Source organism: Aquibium sp. ELW1220, from assembly GCF_030398385.1.
Taxonomy (GTDB): domain Bacteria; phylum Pseudomonadota; class Alphaproteobacteria; order Rhizobiales; family Rhizobiaceae; genus Aquibium.
On sequence record NZ_JAOAOQ010000042.1, the window covers coordinates 19,564 to 43,806 of the forward strand.

A 24,243-nucleotide genomic window follows, 5' to 3' on the forward strand; every position below is an offset into this window, starting at 1 on the left:
GCAGTAGCGGCGCTGATGCCGGAAAACGTAGAGAATACGCGCATGTCCCCTGCCCTTTGACGTTGTCGCAAACAATGGATATTTTAGTGACTGTTAATGAAACCCTAGCGGGATAGGCGACGCAGCGGAAGCCGCGTTACCGACCGGAGCAGCGTCAAGGTCGCGGCGCCCGTCACGGGGCGCATTTCCAGGAGGATCGCAGCCGAGGCGACGAGTTCGTTCAGGTCGGGCGCGCATGGCGCGGATGGTCCCTGCGAACCGGGCTTCAACTGCCTTGCACGGCGTCTGTCAGGCCGCGGCGCAGGCTCGACGTAACCGTCCTCCCGCCTGCACGCCTTCAACAGGACGGGGCTGCCGTCTCCGCGACAGCAACAGACCGGCCGGCCGTTCCCCGTGAGCAGGCGAGCCTCGCCGACGCGCCAGCGCCCGTGCCCGTCACACAAGTTACCGGATAGTCACTGAAGGGAATTGACATTCACTGAAACACCCGTAGGGTAATGCAACAGAGCACGCCGTGCGGGTGGAGATCGAATGTCACGTTGGGCGAACACACTTCCTGACAGGGAAGAAGTGCTGGAAATGAAGCGGAAGGCCATCATCCGCGAGGCCGCGAAGGTGTTCAACCGCCGCGGCAGCCATGGCGCCACGCTCGACGACGTCGCCTTGAGGCTCGGGGTGAGCAAGGCCGCGCTCTACCGCTACGTCCAGAGCAAGCAGGACCTGCTCTACGCCTGCCACGAAGAGGCGATGGAAATCGCCCGCGAATGCATGGACAAGGGCGAGGACGAAGGGCGAAACGGGCTGGAAAAGATACAGATCGGAATGTCGGGCTACCTGCGCGAGATGATCGGGACAATGGGCGTCCCGGTGCTGATCCTCGAGGAGAATGCACTGACAGGCACGCAGGCCGACCACATCATCGCGCTGCGCGACGATTTCGAGAAGCGCATGCGGCGGCTCGTCGAGGAGGGGATCAGCGACGGCAGCATCCTCACCCTCAACCCGAAGCTCGCGATGTTCATGCTGCTCGGCGCGGTCCACTGGGTCACGAAATGGTATTCGCCCGACGGACCCTGGACAGCCGAGGACGTGGCCGAGGCTCTGATCGAGATGGCGACGCGCGGCCTCGCCGCCCACCCGAGCGAAAGGCTGACGGCCGGCATTCACAACTAGCGACGCCGGTCCGGGGGCTCATGAATCCCCTCATTTCACGAACGACTCACTTTTGCCGCTCGCGCTCGGGATACCGCTTGTCGACGAATCGGTCGAAGGGATGGCGGAGCGATGCGGGCGAGTGCGCAACGAGCTGAATTCATTGAAAATTACTTGACTTCTCTGTTCGGTTCGGACCTCCACGTCAAGCGCGTCTGCTCGCTTGCGAATGCCGTGCTGGGGGTGATGACGAGCGCCGCGCTGGCGGTGTCCGTCATCGGTCAGGCGCTGGCGCAGGCGCGCGGCAAGTCGGCCAAGCATGCGATCAAGCAGGTCGACCGTCTCTTGAGCAACCAGGGCATCGATGTGTGGGAGCTGTTCCCGCTCTGGATCAAGGAGGCGATCGGCGCCAGCCGCGATATCGTCGTCGCCATGGACTGGACCGAGTTCGATGCCGACGATCAGTCGACGCTGGTGCTCAGCCTGGTCACCCGGCATGGACGCGCCCAGCCTTTGCTGTGGCTTTCCGTGTTCAAGGCCGAACTGACCGGAAAGCGCAACGACATCGAGGACGCGTGTCTGGTCCGCCTGAAGCAGGCGCTGCCCGAGGCAACCAGGGTGACGATCCTCGCCGACCGTGGCTTCGGCGACGTCAAGCTGTTTGGCCTTCTCACCAGGCTGGGCTTTGCCTATGTGATCCGCTTTCGCGGCGACACCTACGTGACCGCAGCCGGCGGCCAGACGCGCCGCGCCAGGGACTGGGTCGGCATCGGCGGGCGGGCGCGCAAGCTCGCGGACGCTGAAATCTCGCGCGAAAAACACAAAGTCGGCGCGGTCGTCTGCGTCCACGCCAAGGGCATGAAGGACGCCTGGCACCTGGCCGCCAGCGACGGCCAGGCGACGGCGCGTGCGATCGTCAACTCATACTCCCGCCGCTGGAGCATCGAGCCCGAGTTCAGGGACACCAAGGACCTTCGCTTCGGCATGGGCTTGAGCGCGGCGCGCGTCGGCGATCCCCACCGGCGCGACAGGCTGCTTTTGATCAGCGCCATCGCCGTCATGCTGCTGACGCTGCTCGGCGGCGCCGGCGAAGCGCTCGGCATGGACCGCCTTCTCAAAAGCAACACCGTCAAGCGCCGCGTCCATTCCCTGTTCCGCCAGGGCTGCCTCTACTACGACGCCATTCCCAACATGCCGGAGCCAGACTTATACGCCCTGATCCAGCGCTTCCAGGCGTTGATCCGCAAAAACGACCTCACCGCCGCCGTCCTCGCCGTCGGATAATGAATGAGGGGATACTTGAGGTCCGGGGGAGGAAACGCCGGACCGCACGCGAGAGGAGGAAGACTTGAATTTCGATCTGACGCCGGACCAGAAGGCACTGCAGGAACGCATCCGCGAATTCGCGCAGGCCGAGATAGCGCCGCTGGCCGAGAAACTCGACCGCGACGCCGTCTTCCCCACGGAACTCTTCACCAGGCTCGGCGACCTCGGCGTCATGGCGATCCCCTTCGCGGAGGAACATGGCGGCCTGGGCATGGGCGTCTTCGACGCGGTCCTGGCGATCGAGGAGCTTGCGCGCGCCGATCAGTCGATCGCCGTGTCGGCCATGGTGTCGATCGCGACGGGAATGACGGTCGCCCGGTTCGGCACCGAGGACCAGAAGCGCCGCTGGCTGCCGGACATCGTCGCCGGAAGGAAGATCTGCTCGATCGCCGGGACCGAGCCCGACGCGGGAAGCGACACCGCAGGCTTCAAGACGCGGGCTACGGAGATCCGCTCCGGCGTGTGGTCCCTGACGGGCGAGAAGGCCTACATCACGAACCCCGGCACCGACATCTCTTCCTTCACGCTCATTCTCAGCGTCTCCAGCCCGAGGGAGGAGCCGCGCAAGCAGTATACGCTTTTCCTCGTGCCGAACGACACGCCGGGGTACACGCGTGGCGAGAAGTACCGGAAGATGGGGTGGCGCTCCTCCGACACGCGACCGCTCCATCTGGACGACTGCCAGCTGCCCGAGACCGCGATCGTCGGACAGAAGCACGGCGGCCGCTGGGTGCTGCACAAGGGCTATCAGGCGGCGCGCCTTTTCCTCTCGGCCTGCTCGCTCGGCCTCGCCCAGGCAAGCCTCGACCACTCGATCGCCTATGCCAAGTCGCGGCAGGCCTTCGGCGGTTCGCTGGGGCGGCTCCAGCTGATCCAGGAAATGATCGCCAAGATGGCCCTGAAGGTCGACAGCGCGAGGCTCGTGACCTACCGCGCGGCCTGGCAGGTCGACGAGGGCCGCGAGGACCTCATGGCGCTGTCGATGGCCAAGCTGCATGCCACCGAGACCGGTTCGGAAGTCGCCAACATGGCGATCCAGGTCCATGGCGGCTGGGGCTTCATGGATGACTGCCCCGTCTCGCGCTACCTGCGCGACAACCGCATCTGCACGATCGGCGATGGCTCCTCCCAGATCCAGACGCTGCTCATCGCCCGCGAATGCGGACTGGACGTGACGTTCAACTAGGGCGTCTCGAACCGGTCCCCGACGGCCCGGATGAAACCGCGCCGGACGACTGGATGACCGACGAAAGATCGGCTGGAAACGAACAGCGAGCGTCCGCAGCACGGGCGCCGGGACGGAGGATATCGCCTTGAAGCCGGGAGGAGAACGACAGGCCGTGCTGGAAGCCGAGGGGCTCAGCCTGCGCTTCGGAGCCGTCCATGCGCTGCGGTCGGTGTCCCTTCGCGTAGCGGAAGGGCAGATCCACGCGGTGATCGGCCCCAACGGCGCCGGCAAGTCGAGCCTGTTGAACTGCCTCTCGGGCTTCTACAGGCCCCAGGGCGGGTCGGTCCGCTTCCGCGGCGAGGATGTTTCCGCGCATTCGCCGCACCGGCGCGCCGCGCTCGGCATCGGACGCACCTTCCAGGGCATCCAGACGTATCCGTCGATGACCGCGCGCGAGAACATCCTGTCCGGCTTCCACTGCCGCATGAAGACCGGCTTCCTCGGCGCGCTCTTCTACTGGGGCGCGGTGCGACGCGAGGAGGAGGAATTCTCCGCGAAGGCAGAGACCATCATCGACTTCCTCGAACTCGAGGAGATGCGCCACGCCGTCGTCGGCGACATGTCCTACGGCTACCGGAAGCGGGTCGATCTCGGCCGCGCGCTCGCGCTCGAGCCGAAGGTCCTGATCATGGACGAGCCCATGGCCGGCATGAGCACCGAGGAGAAGGGCGACCTCGCCCGCTTCATCCTCGACATCCGCGAAGGCCTCGGCATCCCCGTCGTCCTCGTCGAGCACGACATGGAGGTCGTCATGGCGATTTCCGACCAGGTGACGGTCGTCGATTTCGGAGAGGTCATCGCCACCGGGACCCCCGCGGAAGTCTCGGCCGATCCGCGCGTCGTAAACGCCTATCTCGGCGGGGCGGACGGATGACCCGGCACGTGTTCCGCGCCGACGTCGTCCAGACCGGCCGTCAGGCCGAGGGCCGGACCCTGCCCCAGCTCCTGCGTGACAATGCCCGCTACTTCGGCGGCCGCATCGCGCTCAAGTCCAAGCGCGCCGGCGTCTGGCGTGGCCGCTCCTGGGCCTGGGTCCACGAGGAGGTCCGGCTTCTTTCCCGCGGCCTGGCAGCGCTTGGCCTCGAGCGTGGAGAGGTGCTCGCCTTCGTTTCCGAGAACGTCGAGGAGCAGTACCTCCTCGAACTCGCCGCCCTATCCATAGGCGCGGTAACGGTCAGCATCTATCCCGACGCCACCGCCAGCGAGCTCGGCTACGCGCTCGGCCATTCCGGCGCAGCGATCGTGATGGGCGAGGACCAGGAGCAGGTCGACAAGATCCTGGCCTGCGCCGAAGAGACGCCATCCATCCGCCGGGTGGTCTATCTGGACGGGCGGGGCCTGTGGAACTACGGAGACCCCCGCCTCGTCTCCATCGAGACGGTCCGCGAGACCGCGCGCGGCTACCGCGACGACGCATGGGTCGAGGCCGAGATCGCGAGAGGCAGCGCTTCCGACGTCGCCGTCTACTGCTACACTTCGGGAACCACCGGGCGCCCGAAGGCTGCCATGCTCTCGCATGCCTTCATCCTCGACAACGCCCACCGCCTGATGGGCGCGCTCGACGTCAGGCCGGGCGGCAACTACCTCTCCTACATCTCGCCCGCCTGGGCCGCCGAGCAGTTCTTCGGCGTCGCCCTGCCGCTGCTCGCCCCTCTCGTCGTCCATTTCGCGGAGAAGCCCGAGACCGTGCAGCGCGACCTGCGCGAGATCGGCCCCGAATTCCTCATGTTCACCCCGCGCCAGTGGGAAATGCAGGCCTCGAACATCGAGGCCCGCATGATGGATGCAGGCCCGCTTCGCCGCATGCTCTACCGGTGGGGCGTCGAGCGCGGAAGGCGGCGCGTACAGGGCTCCGAGGGCTGGCTGGGCCGCACGGTCCTCCATCCGCTCGCCGACAGGCTGGTGCTGTCGGGCATCCGCGAGCTTCTCGGCCTCACGCGCGCCCGCGCTGTCCTGTCCGGGGGATCGGGCCTCTCGGCCGAACTCTTCGAACGGTTCCGCGCCTTCGGCATTCCCCTTGGCAACCTCTACGGCTCGACGGAGGTCGGCCTGATCTCGACCCATCGGCCCGGCAGCAAGAATCCCAGCACCATGGGATCGCTGATGCCCTCGGACCCGACCATCTCGGGTCCCATCGAAGGCTGGATCGACGACGACGGGCAGCTTCGCCTGCGCGTGCTCGCCTTCGAGGGCTACCTGCGCGACGACGTCTCCACTGCCGAGATGGGCACCCGCGACGAAGGCTATCGCACGGGCGACGCAGTTCGCGTCGACGCGAACGGCGAGCTGATCTTCCTCGACCGGATCAAGGACCTGCGGAAGCTGTCCAATGGCCTGGGCTATCCGCCGCAGTTCATCGAGAACCACCTGCGGGCTTCCCCGATGATCCGCGACGCGATCGTCATAGGCGACGCGACGCGTGACCGTGTCGTAGCCCTCATCAACATCGATGCCGAGATCGCCGGCCGTTTCGCTGAGCTGAAGGGCCTCGCCTACGGGACGTTTCCGGAACTGAGCCAGCTGCCGGCGATCCGCCAGGAGGTCGCGGACGCCATTGGCCGCGTCAACCTGCTCGTCGACCCGCACGCCCGCGTCACCGCCTTCGCCAACCTGCCAAAGGAACTCGACGCCGACGAGTCCGAGCTGACCCGTTCGCGCAAGCTTCGGCGCGAGCAGATCCACGAGCGCTACGCCGGGATGATCGAGGCGCTCTACCGCGGCGACGCCTCGCTCGAGACGACGGTCGAGATCCGCTACCAGGACGGCACGACGAGCGCGCTGCGCGCCACCGTGGCCCTCAACCGCATGGGGGACCAGCCGTGACCGGATTTCTTCAGATCCTCATCGAAGGCGTGCTCGTCGGCCTCGTGTATGGCCTCGTCGCGATCTCCTTCGTCGTGATCTACCGCGCGTCCCGTATCGTGAACCTGGCCCAGGGCGAGATCCTTGTCTTCGGCGCGCTCTTCCTGTGGACGTTCACGCTAGGCGCCAGCCAGGCCGGCTACGAGGTTCCGCTGGCGGTCGGGCTCGCCGTCACCTTCGGCGCCTGCATCCTGTTGGGGCTGGCGCTGGAGCGTTTCGTCTTCCGGCCGCTCATCAGCCAGCCTGCCTTCGCGATCTTCATGGCCAGCGTCGCGCTCCTCATCCTGCTGCGAGGCGTGGCCCAGATCGTCTGGGGCGCCGAGACCCGGTCGTTTCCCGTCATCTTCCCCGAGGGCGGGTTCATGATCGGACCGTTCCTCGTCAACACGCGGCTGTTCCTGGGCGGCGCCTTCACGCTCGTCCTCGCGTTCGGCCTGCATGCCTTCTTCACCCGGACGCGCCAGGGACTGAGGCTCGCGGCAGTGGCCGAAAGCCACGACATCGCGCTTTCCCTCGGCGTCTCGGTCCGGTGGGCCATCGCCGTCGCCTGGATCCTCGGCACCGTGGTGGCGACCTTCGCGGCGATGGTGCTCCTGTCCGGACGCATCGTCTCGCTGGAGGTCGCGGCCATCGGCTTCAAGGCGCTGCCCGTCGCGCTTCTCGGCGGACTGGAATCCATCCGCGGCGCGCCGCTGGCCGGCATCCTGATCGGCGTCGGGGAGGCAATGGCGACGGCCTATCTCGACCCGCTCACGAACGGCGCGGCATCGGGCGTTCTGCCGTATGCGGTGATGATCGCGGTGCTGCTGGTCCGTCCGCAGGGTCTGTTCGGCTGGAAAAAGATCGAGAGGCTCTGAGTCCATGCTTCCGACGGGAATCCACTCGCTCGCCTACGCTCATGACGCGCGCGTCCTGCGCACGAAGCGTTCGCGGCTCTGGCTTGTCGCGCTCGTGGCGGGGCTGCTCGCCTATCCGGTGATCGCCGGCCCCTACATGCTCGGCGTCTTCACCCACATGTTCATCACGCTGATGGCGGTCTATGGCCTCTACGTCACCGTCGGCATGGCAGGCCAGATCAACGTGGCGCAGTCCGCCTTCGTCGGCGTCGGCGCCTTCACCGCAGCCAAGCTCTCCGAGTACGGCATCCCGTTCTACCTGGTGATTCCGCTCGCCGCCCTCGTCACCGGCCTGGTCTCGATCCTCTTTGCCCTGCCGGCGGCACGGGTAAAGGGCTTCTACCTCGCCCTGACCACGCTTGCCGCCCAGGTCGTGTTTCCGATCGTCATCCTGGCGCTGCCGATGCACTGGCTCGGCGGGCTGGTCGGCATGTCGGTCGAGCCTGCCAGGATCGGCGCTCTCGTTCTCGGCGCGCCAGTCCATTTCTACTACTTCACGTTCGTGCTGACGGCACTGCTGACGGTCGCCGCGTTCAACCTCCACCGATCGCGCTTCGGTCGAGCGATGCTAGCGGTGCGCGACAACGACGTCGTCGCCGAGGTCATGGGCGTGCCGGTCTTCCGCACCAAGCTGCTCGCCTTCTTCGTGGGCTCGCTCTTCGCCGGCGTGGCCGGCGCCTGCACCGCCTATTTCCTGCAGTTCGTGACAGTCTCGAGCTTCACGCTGTTCGCCTCGGTCTGGTACCTCGGAATGCTGATCGTCGGCGGCGCCCACAGTCCGCTGGGCGCCATCCTCGGCGTCGTCTTCATCACCTTGCTCCAGGAAGGCCTGCACCACGTCGCCAACACGCTGATGCAGTCCGGCGCGAGCGGGGGCGTCCTCTTCGCGCTGACCTCGGTGGCGCTCGGCGGCTGCATTCTCGCCGCTCTCATCTTCGAACCGCGCGGCCTCGCGCACCGCTGGTCGGTGCTCCGGACCGCATTCCAGCTCTGGCCGTTTCCGCGCAACTGACGGGCGGCCAGCAACGGTCGGCCGCAATGGCCGATACAAAGGGAGGAAGACATGACGTACAAGAGGAGCATACTGGCAGCCGCCCTGCTCGCGGCCTCCAGCCTGACCGCATCCGCAGCAGACTACGTGATCACGGCGAGCTCCGACTATTCCGGCCCCTTCGCCGACGTGATGCCCAACGCCATGTCCGGCATCAACGCGGTGGCGGACTGGTGGAACGAGGAAGTCGGCGAAAAGCTGGGCGTCAACGTGCAGGTCAAGATCTACGACATGCGCTACGATTCGGCCCAGATCGCCAAGACCTGGCCCTCGATCCTGTCGTCCGACAAGCCGATCATCCATCTCGGGTTCGGTTCCCCCGACCTGGTGACCCTGATGAAGCGGCTGCCCAACGACAAGGTGCCGATGCTGATCGGCACCGCCATGGTGGGACTCGTCTGGGTGCCGGACGGCTGGCACTATTCGATCCGCCCCACCTACAGCCATGAGTTCGCGGGCCTCCTTTCCCATCTTCAGGAAGAGAAGGGCTCGAAGCTCGTCATCGGCCCCATCAGCACGCAGAACCAGGCGGGTTTCGTCGACCAGGTCAACGGCGTCCGCAAGCTGGCCGAGACCTACCCCGACCGCTTCGAGGTGCTCGACACCCAGTGGGCCGAAACGGCGCCGGTATCGCTGACCGCCAATGTCCGGACGCTCGCCGCCGGAAATCCGGACGTCCTCCTTGTCGGAGGGACAACCGCGCAGGTCATCGCCGCGGCCAAGGCGATGGGAGAACTGGACGTCAGGATCCCCATCATCGCCTCCACCCACAACGGCCTGACCGAAGTCGCGAAGGGCATCGATCTCGCCGATCTGGAAGGCTCCTTCTCGGCCTTCTCCTTCGCCGCGCCGGAACGGCCGGACCTCGCGATCGAGAAGGTCTACGAGGAGCACAAGAAGGACGGCCAGTGGGGCCTGATCACCGCCCAGTCCGCCGCCCAGGCGCTCCTGGCGCTGCGGGTTCTGGAGAAGGCGGTGGCGGAGGTCGGCGCCGACAACGTCACGGGCGAGGCGATGCGGGCCGCCCTGCTCGGCAACACCTTCACCGAGGAGGATCTTCTCGGCGCCCTTCCGACCCTCGACTTCGACGAAACGGCTCCCTTCCCCGTCGGCGACATCAAGGCGACAGCCGAAGTGGTCAAGAACGGGAGGATCGAGGCGATCGGCAGCGGCTGGCTGGCGGTGCCCGCGCTCGAGAAGTGGTGACCTGACAGGAATGGAGCAAGCGCATGGGCCTGTCGCTATCCAACGTCGACGTCGTGTATGGCGGCGTGATCCAGGTTCTCCGTTCGGCGAACCTGGAGGTGCCTGACGGGCAGATGGTCGTCCTGCTCGGCTCCAACGGAGCGGGCAAGACGACGACGCTGAAGGCCATCTCCGGCCTGCTCCACTCCGACCTCGGCTCGGTCACCGCCGGGAAGATCGCCTTCGACGGCGCCGACATCACGAACGGCGACCCCGCCGGCATCTTCGGCCTCGGCATCGTCCAGGTGCTGGAGGGCAGGAAGGTCCTCGAACACCTGACGGTGGAGCAGAACCTTCTGGTCGGCGCGCACCGGCGCACCGACCAGAAGGCCGTCGCCGGCGATCTCGACCGCGTCTACGGCTACTTTCCGAGACTGCCTCACCTCTTGAGGCGGACGGCCGGCTACCTCTCTGGAGGTGAGATGCAGATGCTGCTGATAGGACGGGCGTTGATGGCGCGCCCGAAGCTCCTCATCCTCGACGAGCCTTCCATGGGGCTGGCCCCGATACTCGTCGAGCAGCTCTTTCAGGCGATAGGCCGCATCAAGCGCGAGGAAGGCCTGACCATCCTGCTCGTCGAGCAGAACGCGCGCGCCGCGATCGGGCAGTGCGACTACGGCTACGTGATGGACGGAGGCCGGATCGTCCTGCACGGCACCCGCGCACAGCTTGAAAGCAACCAGGACGTCCAGGAGTTCTATCTCGGCTATGCCGGCGCGGAGGGACGCAACCGCTTCCAGAACATAAAGCACTACAGGCGGCGCAAGCGGTGGCTCGGATGACCCAGGCGCACGAACGCTTCGCGCGTATCAGGACCGTCTACGCCGAAGCCGCCAGGCGCGCTCCCGCGCTTGCGGCACGCTTCTCCGCGGCAGGGATCGATCCGGACGCGATCGCGGACGAGGCTGCGCTGGCGCGCCTGCCGGTCCTCAAGAAGGAGGCGCTGATCGCGCTGCAGGCAGCCGACCCGCCCTTCGGCGGGTTCCTCGCCTGCGACATCGCCGACCTTGCGCATGTGTACGTGTCGCCGGGGCCCATATGCGAACCGTCGCCTGCATGCGACGCCGGGGGACATGGGATGGACATGGCGTTCCGCTCGGCGGGCATCGGGCGGGGCGACCTGGCCCTCAACACCTGGGCCTACCATCTCGTCCCCGCCGGCCTTCTGTTCGACCGCGGGCTTCGCGCGGCAGGGGCAACGGTCATCCCCGCCGGCACGGGCAACAGCGAGCTGCAGGCGGAGCTGCTGGTGTCGCTGAAGCCGACCGTCTTCCTGGGCAGCACCGCCTTCTTCGCCACGCTGGCCGAGCGGCTGACCGCCACCGGACGCTCGCTGCCGCGCGACTGGGGGCTGCGCCATGCCTTTCTCGGCGGCGAGTTCGGCGCGTGGAGCGAAAAGCGCCGCGCGATCGAAAAAAGATACGGCCTGAAGACATGGTCGATCTATGGAACCGCCGATTTCGGCCTGATCGGCTACGAGGTGGAAGGCGAGCCCGGCTACCGGATCCACCAGGATCGCTACGTCCAGATCTGCGATCCGGCCAGCGGCGAGCCGCTGCCCTGCGGCGAAGCGGGCGAGATCGTGGTGACGACCCTTTCGCCCGGCTGGCCGCTGATCCGGTTCGGGACAGGCGACCTCGGCCGTGCGATGGAACTCGCACCCGACGGAGGCGTGGAAAGGCTGGCGCCCCTCGAGGGGCGCGTCGGGGCGGCCCGCAAAATCCGCGAGATCTTCGTCTATCCCGATCACCTGCGCGCCCTGGCGGACCAGGTCGCGGGAGTGCTCGAGGCACGGCTGCGCGTCGACCGTTCGGGGCATCGCGAGGCGATATCGCTCGAGCTGCTCGCTGCGCCGGATGCGGCCTTCTCGATGGAGACGGTCGCGGACCGCTTCAGGGCCCTGACGAGGCTGCGGGCCGACAACCTCCTTGCCGTCCCGTCGCAGGACAAGTTCACGCACCTCGAACCGATCGCCGAAGACGCCGTCCCGACAACGGAAGCAACCAGATGACCCCGACCTCCGCGAGAGCCGCCACATGGCAGTCTTGAAAAGCCAGATCGACCGTGACGCCCCGTCGTTCGCCGCCAATGCGAGCGCCTATGGCGCCCTGCTGGCGGACCTCTTCGAGAAGTACGAGTGGGCGCTCGCCGGCGGCGGAGCGAAGATGATCGCGCGCCACCACCAGCGCGACAAGCTGCTCGTGCGCGACCGGATAGACCTGCTGGTCGATCCGTTGACGCCGTTCCTGGAACTGTCCCCGCTCGCTGCCTGGGGCATCTACGGAAACAGCCTGCCGTCGGCCGGCATCGTCACCGGCATAGGCACGGTCCGGGGCGTGACCTGCGTCATCATCGCGAACGACGCGACCGTCAAGGGCGGCTCCTTCTACAAGGAGACCGTGCGCAAGCACATCCGGGCGCAGGATATCGCATGGGAGAACCGCCTGCCGGTGGTCTATCTCGTCGACTGCGGCGGCGCGAACCTCCAGAACCTCGAGGACGTCTTCCCCGACCAGGAGCACTTCGGCGGAACCTTCTACCGCCAGTGCCGCATGTCGGCCGAAGGCGTTCCGCAACTGGCCGCGGTGTTCGGCGAATGCACGGCCGGCGGCGCCTATATTCCCGCACTCGCCGACGAATTCGTCATGGTCGCCGGGAACTCGTCGATCCATCTCGGCGGGCCGCAGATCGTCAAGGCCGCGATCAGCGAAGTCGTCGACCGGGACACGCTCGGCGGCGCCGCCATGCACGCGACGGTATCGGGCGTCGCGGACCACTACGCCGCCAGCGAGCGCGAGGCGATTTCCAGGCTCCGGGACATGGTCGGCGCGCTGAACTACGCGCAGCCGCTGTCGGGCGACGTCCGCATGGCGAGCCAGCCGCTCTACGATATCGCCGACCTCCCGGGAGTGGTGGGAACCGACCTCACGCGCCCGCTCGACCAGCGCGAGATCATCGCGCGCATCGTCGACGGCAGCGAGTTCCACGAGTTCAAGCCGCTCTTCGGAGAGACCCTGGTCTGTGGCTTCGCCCATATCGAAGGCCTGCCGGTCGGCATCATCGCCAACAACGGCGTGCTCTTTTCCAACAGCACGCTCAAGGGCGTGCACTTCATCGAGCTCTGCGATCAACGTAGCGTGCCTATCCTGTTCCTGCAGAACACCACCGGGTTCATGGTGGGGTCGGACGCCGAGCGGGGCGGCATCGCCAAGAACTCGGCGAAGCTGGTCTATGCGGTGTCGAACGCGCGCGTGCCGCGCTACACGCTCGTGACCGGAGGATCCTACGGCGCCGGCAACTACGGCATGAGCGGCCGCGGCTTTCGCCCCCGCTTCATGTTCATGTGGCCGAACGCCAGGCTGGGAGGCATGAACCCGGACGTCGGTTCCTCGGTCCTCATGGACCTCCGGCGGGCCTCGATATCGCGCAATGCAGCGACAGTCGAAGAGCTCGCCGCCTACGAAGCCGACCTTCGCCACATGTTCGAGTCCAAGTCGGACCCGTACTACTGCACCGCCCGCATCTGGGACGATGGCATCATCGATCCCCGCGACACGCGGACCGTGCTTGCCCTGTGCCTCGCGACCGGCGCCATGCGCCCTTCGATCCAGGCCAACCGCCCCGTCTACCGGATGTGATGATGAGCCGCTTCGCAACCGCTCCCCGGCCGATCAACCGGATCCTCGTGGCAAACCGCGGGGAAATCGCCTGCCGCGTCTTCGCCACGTGCCGCCGCCTCGGCATCGGCACCGTCGCCGTCCATTCGGACGCCGACGCGGGGGCGCTTCATGTCCGCATCGCCGACGAAGCGATCCGCATCGGACCCGCGCCCGCCGTCGAAAGCTACCTGCGGATCGAGGCGATCATCGAGGCCGCGCGCACAAGCGGAGCCGACGCCGTCCACCCAGGATACGGGTTCCTGTCCGAGAGCGCCGCCTTCGCCCGCGCCTGCACCGAAGCGGGCCTCGTGTTCATCGGGCCGTCCGCCGGCGTGATCGCGGCGATGGGGTCGAAGATAGAGGCCAAGAAGGCCGCCCAGGCAGCGGGCGTGCCGACCGTGCCGGGCTACCATGGGGACGACCAGTCGCCGGAGCGCCTGCTGAAGGAGGCGCGCCTCATCGGATACCCGGTCCTGATCAAGGCGTCGGCCGGCGGCGGCGGCCGCGGGATGCGCCGCGTCGATGGCGAGGCAGAGCTGGCGCAGCAGCTCCAGTCGGCCCAGCAGGAGGCCCTGTCCGCCTTCGGCGACGGCAGCGTGCTGCTCGAGAAGCTCGTCACGAGCCCACGCCACCTCGAGGTCCAGCTCGCCGGCGACGAACACGGCAACCTCGTCCACCTCTTCGAGCGCGACTGCTCGGTCCAGCGCAACAACCAGAAGGTATTCGAGGAGGCCCCCGCCCCCAACCTGTCCGACGCGGTGCGCGCCAGGCTCTACGAGCGCGCGCTCAAGCTTGGCAGGAACATCGGCTACAGCTCGGCTGGAACGGTCGAGTTCATCATGGAGGCCGGCGCCGACGAGCCGTACTTCCTCGAAATGAACACGCGCCTGCAGGTCGAGCATCCGGTGACCGAGGCGATCACCGGCATCGATCTGGTGGAATGGCAGATCATGGTGGCCGCAGGCCAGTCCCTGCCGGCGCGGCAGGAGGAAATCCGCCAGCGCGGCCATGCGATCGAGGCGCGGATCGCCGCGGAGCGGCCGGAGCTGGGCTACCAGCCGGCGACCGGGCGGATCAAGCGGCTTTCGGTGCCCCGAGGCGTGCGCTTCGACACCGGGATCGCCGAAGGCTCCGAGATCGGGGTGCACTATGACAGCATGGTCGCCAAGCTTATCGTCCACGGCGCCACCCGCGCCGCCGCGGTCGCCCGCCTGGACGAAGCGCTCGCGCGCCTCGCCATTCTCGGGGTCGCGACGAACGCGGGCATGCTGCGGTCCTGCGTCTCGCGCCCGGCCTTCCTCAACGGAACGCTGACGACGGATTTCCTCGCGGAAGCCTTCCCCGGCGGCTGGGTTCCCGATCCAGCCGAGATCGACGGCCTGGCGGGGGCCGCTGCGATCGCATGGGTCGAAGCGCATATGGGCGACGCGGCCGATCCGTGGCGGCGCGCAAGCGGGTTCCGCGTCATGGGGCAGCGCCGTCCCGCGCAGGTGGAACTGGCTGTCTCCCGCGACGGCGCCGAAACGGCCGTGACCGTCTTCGGCGGGCCATCCGGCCTCGTCGCGAAGACGGCCAACGGCGTCCGCAGGGCAGTGCCCGAGGGCTTGATCTCGGCGGTGGAGGGGGACGTCGTCATGGCCGCCGCCGGCGGCCTCGCCGTCCATGTGCACGTCGGCCTGGCAATCGAGAAGCCGCCCGCCGACGGCGCCGGCGACGCGAGCGGCACTCGCCTCGCGGCGCCGCTGCCGGGCGTCGTGACGGCCCTGTTCGCCGCGCAGGGCGACCTCGTGAGGAAGGGCGACGACCTCATCCAGATGGAAGCGATGAAGCTCGTGCACACGCTGAGGGCGCCTTCGGACGGCGTCATCGGCAAGATCCATCAAGCGATCGGAGACGTCGTGGCGACAGGCGCCATGCTTATCGAGATCATACCCCAGGAAGGAAGCTAGCGATGGCCGGATTGTGGTTCGAGGAATTCGAAGCCGGGCGGATCTTCGAGCACGAGTGGACCCGCACGATCACCGAGGCGGACAACAAATGGTTCTCGCTGCTCACGATGAACACCCAGCCGGTGCACATCGACAACGTGGCGGCGGCAAACAGCGTCTGGAAGAGGCCGCTCGTCAACAGCCTGTTCACGCTCGGGCTGATGGTCGGCATGTCGGTCAACGACACCACCTTCGGAACGACCGTCGCGAACCTCGGCATGACAGACGTCAAGTTTCCGCATCCGCTGTTCGAAGGCGACACGATCCGGATCCGCACCACGGTGCTTGCGAAGCGCGAAAGCCGGTCGCGCCCGGGCGAGGGCATAGTCACGCTCCGCCACGAGGCGCTCAACCAGGACGGCGTCGTCTGCGGCGTCTGCGACCGGCAGGCGCTGATGCGGATGAAGCCTGCGGCCGCCTGACATGCGCTCGCTCCTGTTCGTGCCGGCCTCGAGGCCGGAGATGTTCCGGAAGGCACGGGCCAGCGGGGCTGGCGTCGTCGTCTTCGACCTCGAGGACGCCGTCCGCCCTTCCATGAAGGAGGAGGCGCGCGAGACGCTGGCACGTCACCGTGCGCCGCATGGCGAGGGACCTGCGACGGCGATCCGCGTGAACGGCCTGAAGACGGGCTGGTGCGAGGGCGACATCGAGCTGGTCCGCGCGCTCCGGCCCGACTTCGTCATGCTGCCCAAGGCGGAGGGACCGCACGACGTGGCGCGGATCGCGGAGCGGCTGGACAGCGGCTCCTCGGCGCCGGGCATCCTCGCCGTGGCCACCGAGACTTCGGCGTCGGTGCTGTCGCTTGCCGCATCCGACTGGCGTCATCCGCGCCTGAAGGGCCTGCTCTGGGGCGCCGAGGATCTTGCGGCGGACCTCGGCGCGACCGGCAACCGCAGTCCGGACGGGAGCTATTCCGGACCGTTCCGACTTGCACGCGACCTTTGCCTGATGGCGGCGAGGAAGGCCGGAGTGCTGGCCATCGACGCCGTCCACACCGCCTTCCGCGACCTCGACGACCTGCGGCGGGAAGCCGAGCAGGCAAGGCGCGACGGCTTCGACGCCAAGGCGGCGATCCATCCGGCGCAGGTCGAAGTCATCAATGCGGTCTTCCGTCCGGACGCGCAGGAGCTACGCTGGGCAGAGGCGGTCCTTGCATCCCTGGCAGCGTCCGGAGACGGCGTGGCGGTAGTGGATGGCGCCATGGTCGATGCCCCGCACGCATCCCGGGCGCGTCGCATACTGGGCGTCCTGTGAAGCCTCAGGCCGCGGAGATGCCGCCCGTGACGCTGATCGTCTGTCCCGTGATGCGCGCAGCGGAAGGACTGGCGAGGAACACCACGAGGTCGGCGAGGTCCGCCGCCGTCACGACCCCGAGGTCAGCCATGGTCTCCGCCTTTGCGAAGAGCTTACGCGAGAACGGATCTTCCTTGAGCCGGCCGTACAGGGGCGTGTCCGACACCACGCTCGGCGTCAGGCAGTTGACGCGGATGCCGCTCCGTTTTGCCTCCCACGCCATTCCCCGGCAGAACATGACGATGGCAGCCATCGCCGCGCCGATGACGGCTTCTCCGGGCGTCGCCACCTTGGCGGCGTCGGAAGCAAGGCAGATCACCGATCCTCCGCCCTGCTCCATCATGTGCGGAAGAACAGCGCGCGCGGGCAGGATCGTGCCGCCGGCCACCATCTCGATCGTCGGCATGAGAGCATCGAGCGGAATCTGGTGCAGGAGCCTCGGCCGCGGATCGCCTCCCGCGGTGCTGACCAGGACATCGATGCGGCCGAGCCGCGCGACGGCCTGCCCGACTATCGTCTCCAGTTCGCCGGGCTTCGTCGCGTCGACGGCAAGGTATCCGATTTCCGCGGACGGAAACTCTTCCTCCAGGGACAGGCGGACGGCTTCGCCCCGCGCGGGCGACCGTCCCGCCACGACCACCCGGGGCACGCCCGCTCGAAGCAGTGCCCGAGCGCTCGCCAGGCCTATCCCGGCTGTTCCGCCGACGACGAGTGCCCCCGTTTCCCGTAGCGCCCGCGCCGCCATTATCCTCGCCCTTCACCATTGTTACCCGATAGTCACACATGTTCCCGGGATGTCAACCGGCAGGGAACAAGCCCATACGGAAGGAGACGCATGATGGCCGGACCGCTGGAAGGCGTGCGGATCGTCGAGATGGACGCGATCGGGCCTGTCCCGCTCGCGTCCATGATCCTGGCGGATCTCGGCGCCACTATCGTCCGTCTCGAACGGCCGGGGGGCCAGGCCGCACACGGCAATCTCGGCGAGGACATCGTGCACCGCGGGCGGATGCGCCTGACGCTCGACATGAAGCAGCCCGGGGACGTGGCTCGGGCGCTGGAGCTCGTCGACCATGCCGACGCGCTTCTCGAAGGCTACCGGCCAGGAGTGATGGAGCGTCTGGGGCTTGGCCCGGAAACCTGCCTCGCCCGGAATCCAAGACTGGTCTATGCCCGGAGCACCGGCTGGGGCCAGACCGGGCCGCTGGCTGCAACGGCAGGCCACGACATCAACTACATAGCCCTCTCGGGCGCCCTCGGCGCCATCGGCAACTCGGACGGCTGCCCTCCCCCGCCGCTCAACCTGGTCGGCGACTATGGTGGCGGCGCCATGTTCCTTGTGACCGGCGTCCTCGCGGGCGTCCTTGCGGCGCGGGACACCGGTCGCGGCGACGTCGTAGACGTGGCGATGACGGACGGCGTTGGCGTCCTCATGAGCATGTTCGTCGCCCTTAGACAGCAGGGCGGCTGGAGCGACGCCCGCGGCGACAACCTGCTCGACGGCGCCGCACCCTTCTATCGCTGCTACGAATGCGCCGATGGGCGTCATGTCGCAGTCGGCGCGATCGAGCCGCAGTTTTTCCAGCAGCTGCTTGCCGGGCTCGGTCTGGAGCCAGCGTCCATCGTCCAGCACGACCGTTCCTCATGGAAGGATCTCACGAGCCTCATCGCCGGGCGGTTCGCCCTCCGGTCACGGGACGATTGGGCGGAGCATTTCGCAGGAACGGACGCCTGCGTAACTCCCGTCCTGACGATATCCGAAGCGCTGTCGCATCCAGGCAACAAGGCCCGCAGTGCTCACGTCCGGGTCGGAGAACTTCTGCAGCCTGCCATTGCCCCGCGCTTCTCGAGGTGCCATGGAAAAATACGGGAAGCCGGGTTCGCGTCGTTCCCTGAGGTTCTTTCTCTATTCACCGAAAAGGAAATGGCTCCGAAGACCATGCGGCCATAGCTCCGCACCAAGGGGCAAGCTCCCCTACTTTCATGCGCCCGTAACAATAACTTCTTCCAGGACGGCATCGACCATCTCGCAAGCACGATGTTTGCGAGAGAAGCCGTTAATTTGCTGGGTCTTCTGCGCCGAGGTTGTGTCGGCGCAACTGTGAATATATGGGTGGCTTGACCACCCACGGAGCGGATACGAGGCAGGCCCCCAAAGATGATCAACGCCAATACAGAAGGCCGCAAGGTCGCGCTCGTGTCGGGGATAACCGGCCAGGACGGGGCCTATCTCGCCGACCTGCTGCTCAAGAAGGGCTACGTCGTCCACGGGATCAAGAGAAGGTCGTCCTCGTTCAACACGAGCCGTATCGAGCACATCTACCAGGATCCGCACGCCGAGGACCGCCGCTTCTTCCTGCACTACGGCGACATGACGGATTCCACGAACCTGATCAGGATCGTCCAGGAGAGCCAGCCGGACGAGATCTATAACCTTGCGGCCCAGAGCCATGTGATGGTGTCGTTCGAGACCCCGGAGTACACCGCGAACGCCGACGCGGTCGGCACCCTGCGCTTCCTGGAAGCCATCCGCATCCTGGGAATGGAGAAGAAGACGCGTTTCTACCAGGCGTCCACGTCCGAGCTTTATGGCCTGGTGCAGGAAGTGCCGCAGTCCGAGAAGACGCCGTTCTATCCGCGCAGCCCGTATGCAGCGGCCAAGCTCTATGCCTACTGGATCACGGTCAACTACCGCGAGGCCTACGGCATGCACGCGTCGAACGGCATCCTGTTCAACCACGAGAGCCCGCTTCGCGGCGAAACCTTCGTGACCCGCAAGATCACGCGTGCGGCGGCGGCCATCAGGCTGGGCAAGCAGGAGCGGCTCTTCCTGGGCAACCTCGACGCCAGGCGCGACTGGGGCCATGCGCGCGAGTACGTGCGCGGTATGTGGCTGATGACGCAGCAGGACGAACCCGACGACTACGTGCTCGCCACCGGCGAGACGACGCAGGTGCGCACCTTCGTGGAGTGGGCCTTCGAGGACGTCGGCATCCGGCTCGAATGGCGCGGGTCGGGCGTCGAGGAGAAGGGTTTTGACGCTCTCTCGGGCAGGTGCATGGTGGAGGTCGATCCCCGCTACTTCCGCCCGACCGAGGTGGACCTCCTGATCGGCGACCCGCGCAAGGCGCAGGAAAAGCTAGGCTGGCGACACGAGACTTCCGTGCGCGACCTATGCCGGGAGATGGTAGAGGAGGATCTCAGGGTCATGCAGACCGCGACGGTGATGAAGGACGCCTGACATCCATGTTTTCCCTTGCCGGAAAGAAGGTCTACGTCGCCGGCCATCGCGGAATGGTCGGTTCGGCCATCGTGCGGCGGCTGGCGTCGGAGGGATGCACGGTCCTGACTGCCGGGCGCGCCGAGGTCGATCTCACCCGCCAGGACCAGGTCGAGCGCTGGTTCGAGGCGCATAGGCCGGAAGTGGTGTTCCTCGCCGCGGCGAAGGTGGGCGGCATCCTCGCCAACGACCGCTATCCGGCGGATTTCATCTACGAGAACCTGATCCTGGAGGCGAACGTCATCCATGCGGCGCACCGCGCGGGCGTGGAGAAGCTGCTCTTCCTCGGTTCGTCCTGCATATACCCCAAGTTCGCAGAGCAGCCGATCGTCGAGGAGGCCCTGCTGACGGGGCCGCTGGAGCCAACCAACGAGTGGTACGCGATCGCCAAGATCGCAGGCATCAAGCTATGCCAGGCGTACCGGCGCCAGCATGGGCGAGACTTCATCTCCGCGATGCCGACGAACCTCTACGGGCCGGGCGACAACTTCGACCTCTCGTCTAGCCACGTCATGCCGGCGCTGATCCGAAAGGCGCACGAAGCCAAGGTCCGCGGCGCGCCGGAGATCGTGGTCTGGGGCACGGGTACGCCGCGACGCGAATTCCTGCATGTCGACGACTGCGCCGACGCCTGCGTTCATCTGATGACTTCCTATTCGGACGACGGGCACGTGAACGTCGGCTCCGGCGAGGACGTCACCATCCTCGATCTAACCAGGCTCGTGTGCAGGGCGGTCGGCTACGAGGGGGGCATCGTACATGACCTCACAAAGCCGGACGGCACGCCGCGCAAGCTTATGAGCGCCGGGCGGCTGCGGGCGCTCGGCTGGTCCCCGACCATCGGCCTGGAGGAGGGAATCGCCATGGCGTACCAGGCGTTCCTCGCCGGGGGCAGCGTCGAGCGCAACCCTGGAAACGCGGCATGATGGCTTCGGCCTTGAACCGCATGTCCGAAAGCCGTCAGCCAGCCGCTGTAAGGCGCCGTAGTCCCAAAGGAGGCTCTTGCCCGTGTCTCAGGACTTGACCACTGCGCTGGACTCGATCCCCTTTCGCCGGAAGACGTTCCTGGTGTCGATGACCAGCCTGGAGTGTTCGGCGACCAGGCCGTAGTCGACCGCGTCGTGGTCGGTCGAGACGACGACAGCGTGGCAGCCCCTCAGCGCTTCGGCGGTGATTTCGATCGACCGGACGCCTTCGTACTGACCGTGCTCGCGGGTCGGAGGTATCACGGGCACGTGCGGATCGTGGTAGTCGACATGCGCGCCGCGCAGGCGGAGGATGCCTATGGTTTCGGCCGTGGCGGTGACGTACCTGAGGTCCGGCTCGCGATGGCGGGTCAGCGGCGTCGGCACGCAGATCACGACAACGTCACATTCCGCCAAATACGAGAATTCCCCCTTCGCAAGGAACCGCCCGTCACCGACCAAGACGGCGAGGTCGCTGGACACGACGGCGTCGATATATGAACGCCCGCCGTTCAGCATCTCGACCTTGGAGGCGTCGACGTCGAACCCGATGGTCCTGAAGCCGCCCCGCGCGCAGGCCGCAGCAAGCGGCAGGCCGACGTAGCCGAGGCCGATCACCCCAACGACAGCCGTGCGCCGGCCTAGCCTCTCGAAAAGGCCATAGGCGAATGGCTTCGGATCTTCATGGTTCATGGCGCCCGAATCCGTTTCGATGGCTGGCCTACGATAGCGCGTTCACTGAATGGCGATGAATCGCCGTGGACACAAGGGAGGCCGGTAGTTTCGCCACGACGAGCCGTCCATACCTTGCAGGGCCTGACCGAGCCACCTCTCGTGTCGCCGTGCCGCAACGCGCGGCGCCCGAAACAATGTGCGCAAGGCTGCGACCGCGTCAAGCAGACGCTCACATGCCGCACAAGCTCGGCTTCTCGCAGATCAGCGCGAGCGCGGCATTCGGCGCAGGACGCTCATGTCGTCGACGAGCCAATAACCGGCCTCGCAAGATGAGGTGAATATTTCCAATCGCTACGCCATCTCCCCGAAAATAATTCACTCCCGCACGCGCATCATGAAAGGCAGCGATGGTATAAAAACATTCTCTCTACACAGATCGCATTCTCATATAAACTGTACTATCTTCCGGATATTTTTTGCAGATAGCGCGACAAATGATCCTACGTCGTGTCGACGCAACGCGCGCAGGTCTTCCCGACTTTTCAGAAAAATCTTGCCAATGGATCGGTTGCTTTCTCCGCCTATCCGCATCTTGACCATGACCTCGGGGATATGCGCGAAGTCAAGCTGCATTTCGATAATGACGGTCGCATTGCGCCAGTTCATGATTGATTGTAGGTTCTCAGGACTGCGATAATAGATCGACAGTATGACGATTAATATCACGCCAATGACTCCGATAGCCAGATATACTGTCCGTGTCAGGAGGCTCGATATCGACGCTTTCGTGAAGCTGTTCTTGTTGGCCTGGATCAAAGCAACCAAGACAAGAATGAGTACCCCAACGAAGTGGCGCCGATCTTCTGTCGTGACAGCAAATATCATGACTATGGCCGCAGCGGAAAGCTTTGTAGATACGCGAGCTTTGTAGACAATAAGATAGGCAAGGCAGAAGTAGTATGCAGCTTCTCCATGCACAAATAATGCAGCAAGGATGGCAGCGAAAAAGCCTGCGCGGTCAGGGTTTCTTTCCGGAATCCGCGTCCAGTTGGCCCAGATCGATTGCTCTTGCTTTCCGAAGCGGAGGTATAGCCAAAACAGGAAGACAACATTGATAATAGCGAGAAGCGCTGCGATGCCCCAGTATGATGGCGGGATCAAAAGAAACTCTGGATAAAGAGCCCGGTATCGAAAATAAAAGCCGTGATATACAAGAATTGGGCGCAACATGAAATATGCGAATGAAAAAGATGCCGAAAAAAAAACGAATAGCATCTGTCTACGAAAAGCAACGAACATCAATAAAATGTTGAGCAGAGCGCAAGCAAAAACGACACTCTGCTCCACTTGATCTATCCCTTTCACCTGAAAGATTTTGGTGGCAGGCACGGGTGCGATAGGTCCGCCGAACCATGCGCCCCTACCAGCCCCGCCAACACCGCATGAAGCCGGTCGCCGACCACCTCCAGCCTATGCGCCGAGGCGGTCCACAGGGCGGCCTCGGACATGCGGGCGCGCGTCGGCCGGTCCTCGCAGATGGCCCGGATCGCCGCGGCGATGGCCGGGCCGTTCCGCTCGGGTACGATCGCCCCGTCCACCCCGTCCCGTACCGGCGCGCCCGCCGACCGCGTGACGACGCACGGCAGGCCGGAGGCAAGCGCCTCAAGCGTCACGCTCGCCATCCCCTCGGCCAGCGACGGCAGGCAGAAGACGTCGGCGGTTCGGAATCCCTGGGCCATCTCGTCGGGTCCCAGGTGGCCGAGGAACGTCAGGGCCGCGCAGTCCGGGCGCTCCCGGATCCCCGCCGGCGTCGTCCCCGCGACGCGTATGTCGTATCCCAGCGGGGTGAGCAGACGCGCAGCCTCGGCCAGATAGGGCAGGCCCTTGCGCAGCCCCGCCTGCCCGGCGAACAGCACGCGCTTCGGCACCGGCGCACCCGCCTGCAGGATGGCCGAGCCCAGGCCGTAGGGAACGCGTGCGAGTTTGCCCGCATCGAACCCTGTCACGGTGGCAAGTCCGTCATCTACCGTTTCCGAGGGGCTGAGCAGCAGATCCGAGACCGCGACCACCTCCTCGATATGGCGGCGATAGCGGACGGCGTCGGTCGCGAAACCCGGCGCAGGTTCCCACCCCGGCCAGCGCCGCCGTTCCTCGGCCAGGATGTCGTACACGCTCGGGGTGATCACGATGTCGGTGGCAATGCGCGCGCCCTGCCCGCGCGCCCAGCGCAGGAAAGCGGTTCCGCCGTTGCCGGTGGTGTTGAGCACGACGGAGGCGCCCGCAAGCCCGGCCCTGCGGGCCGACCGGCCGAGCACCCAGTCCTCTACCCGGAACCGGGTCTGATGGCCCGTCCCAAGGCGTTCGCAGAGCTTGCCCACCGGCTCCGACAGGAAGATCGTGCGGACCTTGTGCGCCGGAATGCCCAGCACGGTGCGCCGCTTCACGATGCTGTCCGTCATTCCAAAGAACTGGCTATAGAGCCGGGACGGCGTTTCGCCCTCGCGCCAGGCCGTCGAGGTGTGCAGGGCCGCGAGCGCGCCGCGATCCTCAAGCATCCGGGCGAGTTCGTAGGCGCGGCGGGCGCCCATCTGAATCACGAGGACGGAGACTGAAGCTCTCGCAA

General features: G+C 66.2%; 21 protein-coding genes. 17 read left to right on the plus strand and 4 right to left on the minus strand.

Annotation, left to right across the window (positions count from 1 at the left end):
• Window positions 1-579 precede the first annotated feature (579 nt).
• From N1F91_RS25570 to N1F91_RS25635, 14 genes are all read left to right on the plus strand, one after another.
• Entirely contained in the window at window positions 580-1,173 is a 594-nt protein-coding gene (locus N1F91_RS25570) for a TetR/AcrR family transcriptional regulator (RefSeq protein ID WP_289996352.1), read from the plus strand.
• Between the two features lie 153 nt (window positions 1,174-1,326).
• Complete coding sequence (locus N1F91_RS25575; protein ID WP_289996353.1) at window positions 1,327-2,436, plus strand: IS4 family transposase; 1,110 nt, start codon at window positions 1,327-1,329, stop codon at window positions 2,434-2,436.
• A gap of 64 nt (window positions 2,437-2,500) precedes the next feature.
• A complete protein-coding gene (locus N1F91_RS25580; protein ID WP_289996354.1) occupies window positions 2,501-3,664 on the plus strand; it encodes an acyl-CoA dehydrogenase family protein in 1,164 nt (387 codons plus the stop codon).
• 127 nt (window positions 3,665-3,791) lie between these two features.
• A complete protein-coding gene (locus N1F91_RS25585; RefSeq protein ID WP_289996356.1) occupies window positions 3,792-4,580 on the plus strand; it encodes an ABC transporter ATP-binding protein in 789 nt (262 codons plus the stop codon).
• On the plus strand, window positions 4,577-6,529 hold the full coding sequence (locus tag N1F91_RS25590) for an AMP-binding protein (RefSeq protein WP_289996358.1): 1,953 nt from the start codon (window positions 4,577-4,579) through the stop codon (window positions 6,527-6,529). Before N1F91_RS25585 ends, N1F91_RS25590 begins: the two co-directional genes overlap by 4 nt.
• Window positions 6,526-7,425: a branched-chain amino acid ABC transporter permease gene (locus N1F91_RS25595; protein ID WP_289996359.1), complete on the plus strand. Its 900-nt coding sequence runs from the start codon at window positions 6,526-6,528 to the stop codon at window positions 7,423-7,425. Before N1F91_RS25590 ends, N1F91_RS25595 begins: the two co-directional genes overlap by 4 nt.
• Before the next feature lie 4 nt (window positions 7,426-7,429).
• Window positions 7,430-8,476, plus strand: coding sequence for a branched-chain amino acid ABC transporter permease (locus N1F91_RS25600; RefSeq protein WP_289996360.1), 1,047 nt, complete (start codon window positions 7,430-7,432; stop codon window positions 8,474-8,476).
• A 51-nt stretch (window positions 8,477-8,527) separates the two neighbouring features.
• The gene (locus N1F91_RS25605; RefSeq protein WP_289996361.1) at window positions 8,528-9,721 is read left to right on the plus strand and encodes an ABC transporter substrate-binding protein; all 1,194 of its coding nucleotides are present in this window, start codon (window positions 8,528-8,530) and stop codon (window positions 9,719-9,721) included.
• A 23-nt stretch (window positions 9,722-9,744) separates the two neighbouring features.
• A complete protein-coding gene (locus N1F91_RS25610) occupies window positions 9,745-10,542 on the plus strand; it encodes an ABC transporter ATP-binding protein (RefSeq protein ID WP_289996362.1) in 798 nt (265 codons plus the stop codon).
• Entirely contained in the window at window positions 10,539-11,771 is a 1,233-nt protein-coding gene (locus tag N1F91_RS25615; RefSeq protein WP_289996363.1) for a hypothetical protein, read from the plus strand. The genes N1F91_RS25610 and N1F91_RS25615 overlap by 4 nt, the downstream gene beginning before the upstream one ends.
• Window positions 11,772-11,796: 25 nt before the next feature.
• A complete protein-coding gene (locus N1F91_RS25620) occupies window positions 11,797-13,398 on the plus strand; it encodes a carboxyl transferase domain-containing protein (RefSeq protein ID WP_289996364.1) in 1,602 nt (533 codons plus the stop codon).
• Window positions 13,399-13,400: 2 nt separating this feature from the next.
• The gene (locus tag N1F91_RS25625; RefSeq protein WP_289996365.1) at window positions 13,401-15,368 is read left to right on the plus strand and encodes a biotin carboxylase N-terminal domain-containing protein; all 1,968 of its coding nucleotides are present in this window, start codon (window positions 13,401-13,403) and stop codon (window positions 15,366-15,368) included.
• 2 nt (window positions 15,369-15,370) lie between these two features.
• The gene (locus tag N1F91_RS25630; protein WP_289996366.1) at window positions 15,371-15,829 is read left to right on the plus strand and encodes a MaoC family dehydratase; all 459 of its coding nucleotides are present in this window, start codon (window positions 15,371-15,373) and stop codon (window positions 15,827-15,829) included.
• A 1-nt stretch (window position 15,830) separates the two neighbouring features.
• The gene (locus tag N1F91_RS25635; protein ID WP_289996368.1) at window positions 15,831-16,661 is read left to right on the plus strand and encodes a CoA ester lyase; all 831 of its coding nucleotides are present in this window, start codon (window positions 15,831-15,833) and stop codon (window positions 16,659-16,661) included.
• Between the two features lie 4 nt (window positions 16,662-16,665).
• Here the strand turns inward: N1F91_RS25635 and N1F91_RS25640 are convergent, their stop codons facing one another.
• Window positions 16,666-17,445: an SDR family oxidoreductase gene (locus tag N1F91_RS25640; protein WP_289996369.1), complete on the minus strand. Its 780-nt coding sequence runs from the start codon at window positions 17,443-17,445 to the stop codon at window positions 16,666-16,668.
• A 90-nt stretch (window positions 17,446-17,535) separates the two neighbouring features.
• Here N1F91_RS25640 and N1F91_RS25645 point away from each other — a divergent pair, with 90 nt between their 5' ends.
• The 3 genes from N1F91_RS25645 (at window position 17,536) to N1F91_RS25655 (ending at window position 20,906) form a co-directional block, all read left to right on the plus strand.
• Complete coding sequence (locus N1F91_RS25645) at window positions 17,536-18,651, plus strand: CaiB/BaiF CoA-transferase family protein (protein WP_289996370.1); 1,116 nt, start codon at window positions 17,536-17,538, stop codon at window positions 18,649-18,651.
• Between the two features lie 207 nt (window positions 18,652-18,858).
• A complete protein-coding gene (gene gmd / locus N1F91_RS25650) occupies window positions 18,859-19,941 on the plus strand; it encodes a GDP-mannose 4,6-dehydratase (protein WP_289996371.1) in 1,083 nt (360 codons plus the stop codon).
• Between the two features lie 5 nt (window positions 19,942-19,946).
• Window positions 19,947-20,906, plus strand: coding sequence for a GDP-L-fucose synthase (locus N1F91_RS25655; RefSeq protein WP_289996372.1), 960 nt, complete (start codon window positions 19,947-19,949; stop codon window positions 20,904-20,906).
• A gap of 87 nt (window positions 20,907-20,993) precedes the next feature.
• Here the strand turns inward: N1F91_RS25655 and N1F91_RS25660 are convergent, their stop codons facing one another.
• The 3 genes from N1F91_RS25660 to N1F91_RS25670 form a co-directional block, all read right to left on the minus strand.
• On the minus strand, window positions 20,994-21,638 hold the full coding sequence (locus N1F91_RS25660; protein WP_289996374.1) for a UDP binding domain-containing protein: 645 nt from the start codon (window positions 21,636-21,638) through the stop codon (window positions 20,994-20,996).
• Between the two features lie 426 nt (window positions 21,639-22,064).
• Window positions 22,065-22,967: a hypothetical protein gene (locus tag N1F91_RS25665; protein ID WP_289996375.1), complete on the minus strand. Its 903-nt coding sequence runs from the start codon at window positions 22,965-22,967 to the stop codon at window positions 22,065-22,067.
• A gap of 14 nt (window positions 22,968-22,981) precedes the next feature.
• Window positions 22,982-24,208, minus strand: coding sequence for a glycosyltransferase family 4 protein (locus N1F91_RS25670; protein ID WP_289996376.1), 1,227 nt, complete (start codon window positions 24,206-24,208; stop codon window positions 22,982-22,984).
• Between the last annotated feature and the right edge of the window lie 35 nt (window positions 24,209-24,243).